At 69.4% G+C, this 4,776-nt stretch carries 6 protein-coding genes; 1 reads left to right on the top strand and 5 read right to left on the bottom strand.

What is annotated here, in order from left to right:
- Positions 1-172: 172 nt before the first annotated feature.
- The 5 genes from ACI379_RS17455 to ACI379_RS17435 all read right to left on the bottom strand — a co-directional run bounded on the left by ACI379_RS17455 (position 173) and on the right by ACI379_RS17435 (position 4,502).
- Entirely contained in the window at positions 173-442 is a 270-nt protein-coding gene (locus ACI379_RS17455; RefSeq protein WP_439793415.1) for a hypothetical protein, read from the bottom strand.
- A gap of 78 nt (positions 443-520) precedes the next feature.
- A complete protein-coding gene (locus ACI379_RS17450; RefSeq protein WP_439793414.1) occupies positions 521-847 on the bottom strand; it encodes a YrhB domain-containing protein in 327 nt (108 codons plus the stop codon).
- A gap of 162 nt (positions 848-1,009) precedes the next feature.
- Positions 1,010-2,554 carry an AMP-binding protein gene (locus ACI379_RS17445; RefSeq protein ID WP_439793413.1) on the bottom strand — a complete coding sequence of 515 codons (1,545 nt, stop codon included), beginning with the start codon at positions 2,552-2,554 and terminating at the stop codon, positions 1,010-1,012.
- A gap of 19 nt (positions 2,555-2,573) precedes the next feature.
- Positions 2,574-3,323 (bottom strand): SDR family oxidoreductase, encoded by a 750-nt coding sequence (locus ACI379_RS17440; protein ID WP_439793412.1) that lies wholly within the window; start codon positions 3,321-3,323, stop codon positions 2,574-2,576.
- A gap of 36 nt (positions 3,324-3,359) precedes the next feature.
- Positions 3,360-4,502 (bottom strand): acyl-CoA dehydrogenase family protein, encoded by a 1,143-nt coding sequence (locus ACI379_RS17435; protein WP_439793411.1) that lies wholly within the window; start codon positions 4,500-4,502, stop codon positions 3,360-3,362.
- Positions 4,503-4,563: 61 nt separating this feature from the next.
- On the opposite strand from ACI379_RS17435, the gene ACI379_RS17430 reads away from it, so the two are divergent.
- Positions 4,564-4,776: TetR/AcrR family transcriptional regulator (locus ACI379_RS17430; protein ID WP_439793410.1), on the top strand; the 213-nt coding region annotated here is incomplete at its 3' end.

Here is a 4,776-nt window from a genome sequence, read left to right as displayed (position 1 = left end):
GACGGCGAGGTGGTCACCACGATGTCGACCGGGCACCGGTACCGCACGAGACCACCCGAACTAGCGACCATCCGGTACGGAGCACCACCCCTGACCATCGAGTACGTGCTGTCGGGGTAGTGGCCCACTGTCGGGGTTAGGTGCGACCCATGGGCTTGTTCCCTGCGCAGGTTCAAGACTCGTGCTGGTTGCCCCATTTGTCTCGTCCCTTGAGGTGACGCAGCCGACGACGCAACTGGCTGACGAATCGCCGCTGAGCGGTCTCGTTCGCTACGAACTGGGGATCGTTAACCGCTTCGAAGTACTCGTTCTCCGCTTCATCTTTTCCGCCGTCTTCATCGACGATCCGGCCAAGCGACTCACGCGAAGGCGGCCCGGCATCAAGACGTGCGGCCCAGGGCTCTTTGGGTGACCACATAGCGCCAGTGTGGTCGACAGGCATGCGCCACGCCACGGTTCCGCGGCACAGGCGGCGGTGTGACGCACTGTTCGCGGCATGAGCGGGTGACTGCTTAAACGGCTACCGGGCTGAATCGTCCAGCCAGACCAGAAACTTCGAGTACTCGGCGAGGCCGGAGCCGTACTTGTGGAGGTCTCCGGTCGCCCTGTCGACCACGAGTGGACATGTGCCTACCAACTGGTCAGAGAGGCTCCCGGTCCTCACCCACCTTCGGCTTGCGAAGTGAACAATCCAGGCCCGCGAGTGCGTCTCGATCTCGGTCACCACAACCTCGTCATCCGGGTCGTGCGACGTCGCGTGGGGGTGCTTCTGCCTGTTAGGTGTCAACGTGCTGTTCCATCGAGCAAGTTCGGCCTCGGCGATGCGCCGGGCGTCGTCCACGTCCATGCCGCCAGACTATGGAAGGAGAGACGAGACGTCCGCCCGTCGGCATGAGCGGACGTGTCGCCGCGCCGGCAGGCGGCGAAAGGACGCAATCCCTTACAACTCACAACACCCCGGCCACCACAGGCGACCGGGGCGTCGTACGGACTCCGAGGAACCCTCAGCTCACTGCTGCCGCAGCAGGTACCGCTGCACCTTGCCGGACGGCGTCTTGGGCAGTGCGTCCACGAAGTGCACCTGGCGCGGGTAGGCGTGCTTGGAGTAGTCCTCGCGCACGAGGTTCTTCATCTCCTCGGCCAGCTCGGGCGTCGGCTCGGTGCCCTCGGCGAGCACGATGAACGCCTCGACCTGCTCGCCGCGCACGCCCTCGGGGTCGGGACGACCGACCACGGCGACGTCGACCACGGCCGGGTGCTTGATGAGTGCCGACTCCACGTCGAACGGGCCGATCCGGTAACCCGCGGCCAGGATGACGTCGTCGTCGCGGGCGGTGAAGTACAGGAACCCGTCCTCGTCCACCCGGCCCGTGTCAGCGGTGAGGTACCAGCGGCCGTCCTCGCTGAAGCGCTCGGCCGACTTCTCCGGCGCACCCGCGTAGCCGGTAAACCACAGCAGCGGCGAGGCCGTACGGTCCAGCGCGATCTGGCCGTCCACCACACCGGCCGCGTAGCCGACCATCGCCCGGCCCATCGACCCCTCGCGCAGCGGCTGCGCGGTGTCGGGGTGCCAGTCGTTGCAGATCGTCATGCCGGTCTCGGTCTGCCCGTAGTGGTCGCGCACCTCGGTGCCCAGCGTCGCCTTCGCCCACTCGATCACGTCCGGCGTCAGCGGCTCACCGGCCGAGGAGGCCCGCCGCAGCGAGATGCCCTCGACCGCGTTGCCCTTGCTCATCGCGCGGTACATCGTCGGCGCGCCCGCGAAGTTCGTGACACCGAACTTCTCCACCACCTTTACCGTCGCCTCCGGCGTGAACCCGCCGACGAACAGCAGGTTGCGGCGCCCGGCCACCATCGGACCCACGACGCCGTAGTACAGCCCGTACGCCCACCCCGGGTCGGCGGCGTTCCAGAAGACGTCGTCCTCGGTCACGTCGAGCGAGAAGTGCAGGTACGCCTGGAACGCGGCCAGCGCGCGACCCGGCACCGGCACACCCTTCGGCTTGCCCGTCGTACCGCTCGTGAACAGCTGCAGCGCCATCCCCTCGCCACCCACGGCCACGTTCGCGGCCAGCGGCTCGGCCGCGTCCACGGCGGCGTCGAGCTCGGCACCCACCTGCAGCACCTCGATGCCCTCGATCGCCTCCAGCTTGGAACGCTGCGACTCCTCGGTCACGACCAGCTTCGCGGCCGAGCCCTCCACCCGAACCTGGATGGCCCCGGTCGCGAACGCCGTGAACAGCGGCACGTACACGGCACCGAGGCGCCACAGCGCCAGCAGCGTCAGGACCAGCTCGGGGCGCTTGTTGAGCAGCACCGGCACGCAGTCGCCGCGCTGCACACCGCGCTCGGCGAGCACGGTGGCCAGCTTGCGGGAACGCTCGGCCAGGTCGCCGTACGTCCAGTCCGTGGGGGACAGGTCGGCGTCGATGAACGTGAACGCGACCTTCTCGGCCGGGTGCCGGTCACACGCCAGGTGTGCCAGGTCGGCGTCGGCCGCCTCGTACGTCTCCAGCCAACCGGCGACGGTCTGCTCCGGGGTGAGGGTGCTCATCGGGTTCTCCTGTCGTGGGTCAGCGGGGAGCCATGCGCAGCGCGCCGTCCATGCGGACGACCTCGCCGTTCATGTAGTCGTGCTCGGCCAGGAAGATCGCCAGCTGCGCGAACTCCTCGGGACGCGCCAGGCGCTGCGGGAACGGCACGCCCGCGGCCAGACCGGCGCGGAACTCGTCGCTCACCGTCGCCAGCATCGGGGTCTCCACGATGCCGGGCGCGATCGTGTTGACGCGGATGCCGTACTGGGCGAGGTCGCGCGCGGCCGGCAGGGTCAGACCCACCACGCCACCCTTCGACGACGAGTACGCCGCCTGGCCGACCTGGCCGTCGTACGCCGCGATCGAGGCGGTGTTGACCACCACGCCACGCTGGCCGAACTCGTCGGGCTCGTTGGCCGCCATCGCCTCCGAGGCGACCGCCAGCACGGTGAAGGTGCCGACCAGGTTGACCTGCACGATCTTGGCGTACAGGGCGAGGTCGTGGATGCCCTTGCGGCCCAGGATGCGGGCCGAGGGGCCGATGCCGGCGCAGTTGACGACCACGCCCAGCGGGGCCAGCTCGGTCGCGGCGGTGACAGCGTTGCGGACCTGCGCCTCGTCGGTGACGTCGGTGGCGACGTAGGTGATGCCGTCCACGACCGGGGCCTCGTCGATGTTCAGGTCGAGGCCGACGACCTGGACGCCCTTGGCGGCCAGCGCGACCGCGGTGGCGTGGCCCAGGCCGGAGGCGGCACCGGTGACGACGGCGGAGATGTTCTCGAGCTTCATGGGTGGTGGTGCTCCTGTGTGAGTGGGGAGGGGGCGTCAGCGGGCCAGCGCGCGGCCGATGACCAGGCGCTGGATCTGGTTGGTGCCCTCGAAGATCTGCATGACCTTGGTCTCGCGCATGTAGCGCTCCACCGGCCAGTCCTTCGTGTAGCCGGCGCCGCCGAAGACCTGCACGGCGTCCGTGGTCACCTTCATGGCGTTGTCGGTCGCGACGAGCTTGGCCACCGAGGCCTCCTTGCCGTACGGCCGGCCGGCGTCCTTGAGGCGGGCGGCGTGCAGGTACGTGGCGCGGGCCGACGTCACCGCGGCCTCCATGTCGGCCAGCAGGAACGACAGCCCCTGGTGGTCGATGATCGCCTTGCCGAACGCCTCGCGCTCCTTCGCGTACGCCACCGCCGCGTCGAGGGCGCCCTGCGCGACACCGGTCGCGACGGCGGCGATGCCCAGACGCCCGGCGTCGAGGCCGGCGAGCGCGATCTTGAGACCGTCGCCCTCCGCGCCCAGGCGGCGCTCCACGGGGATCCGGACGTTGTCGAAGAGCATCGTCGTGGTCGGCGAGCTCATCAGGCCCATCTTGTCCTCCGGCACGTCGGCGCTCAGGCCGGGCGTGTCCGCGGGGACCAGGAAGCAGGAGATGCCGCGCGCGCCGTCGTCGGAGGTGCGGGCCATCACCTTGTAGAAGTCGGCCACCCCACCGGAGGTCACCCACGCCTTGGCGCCGTTGAGGACGTACTCGTCGCCCTCGCGCACCGCACGGGTCCGCATCGCGGCCGGGTCGGAGCCGGCGTGCGCCTCGGAGAGGCAGTACGCGCCGAGCAGGTCGCCCGACAGCATCTCGGGCAGCCACTGCTGCTTCTGCTCCTCGGTGCCCGCGGTGAACAGGCCGAAGCAGCTCAGCGCGTGGACGCTGGTCGCGACGCCGACCGCGGCCCACGCGGAGGCGATCTCCTCGAGGACCTGCAGGTACACCTCGTACGGCTGGCCGCCGCCGCCGAACTCCTCCGGGTACGGCAGGCTCAGCAGGCCCGCCTGCCCCAGGGTGCGGAACACCTCGGCGGGGAAGCGGTGGTCCTTCTCGGCCTGCGCGGCGTGCGGGCGCAGCTCCTTGTCGACGATCTCGCGGGTCAGCTCGATCAGATCGGCCGACTCCTCGGTGGGCATCAAGCGGGTGGCGGGCATGCAGTCCTCCTGTTCGGTACGAATCACTGTACTCAGGTTGGACGTCCAGTACACTTCCGGGGTGAGCAGAGACACATCCCGACGTCGCAGTGCCCGCCTCGACCAGCTGGTCGACGGGCTCGTCGAGCTGTTCCTCGCCGAAGGGTTCCTGCCCTTCTCGCTGGAGGACCTGGCCGTACGGCTCAAGTGCTCGAAGTCGACGCTCTACTCGCTGGCCCCGTCCAAGGAGCAGCTCTTCGTGACGGTGGTGCGCAACTACTTCCGTCGCGCCACC

This window comes from Nocardioides sp., assembly GCF_051876515.1.
Classification (GTDB): Bacteria; Actinomycetota; Actinomycetes; order Propionibacteriales; family Nocardioidaceae; genus Nocardioides.
The sequence above is the reverse complement of the archived record's forward strand: the minus strand, read 5'-3'. Positions and strand labels throughout refer to the sequence as shown.

Coding starts and splice junctions, on each gene's coding strand:
- ACI379_RS17455 (WP_439793415.1), bottom strand. CDS start 442: ATGCCTGTCGACCACACTGGCGCTATGTGGTCACCCAAAGAGCCCTGG.
- ACI379_RS17450 (WP_439793414.1), bottom strand. CDS start 847: ATGGACGTGGACGACGCCCGGCGCATCGCCGAGGCCGAACTTGCTCGA.
- ACI379_RS17445 (WP_439793413.1), bottom strand. CDS start 2,554: ATGAGCACCCTCACCCCGGAGCAGACCGTCGCCGGTTGGCTGGAGACG.
- ACI379_RS17440 (WP_439793412.1), bottom strand. CDS start 3,323: ATGAAGCTCGAGAACATCTCCGCCGTCGTCACCGGTGCCGCCTCCGGC.
- ACI379_RS17435 (WP_439793411.1), bottom strand. CDS start 4,502: ATGCCCGCCACCCGCTTGATGCCCACCGAGGAGTCGGCCGATCTGATC.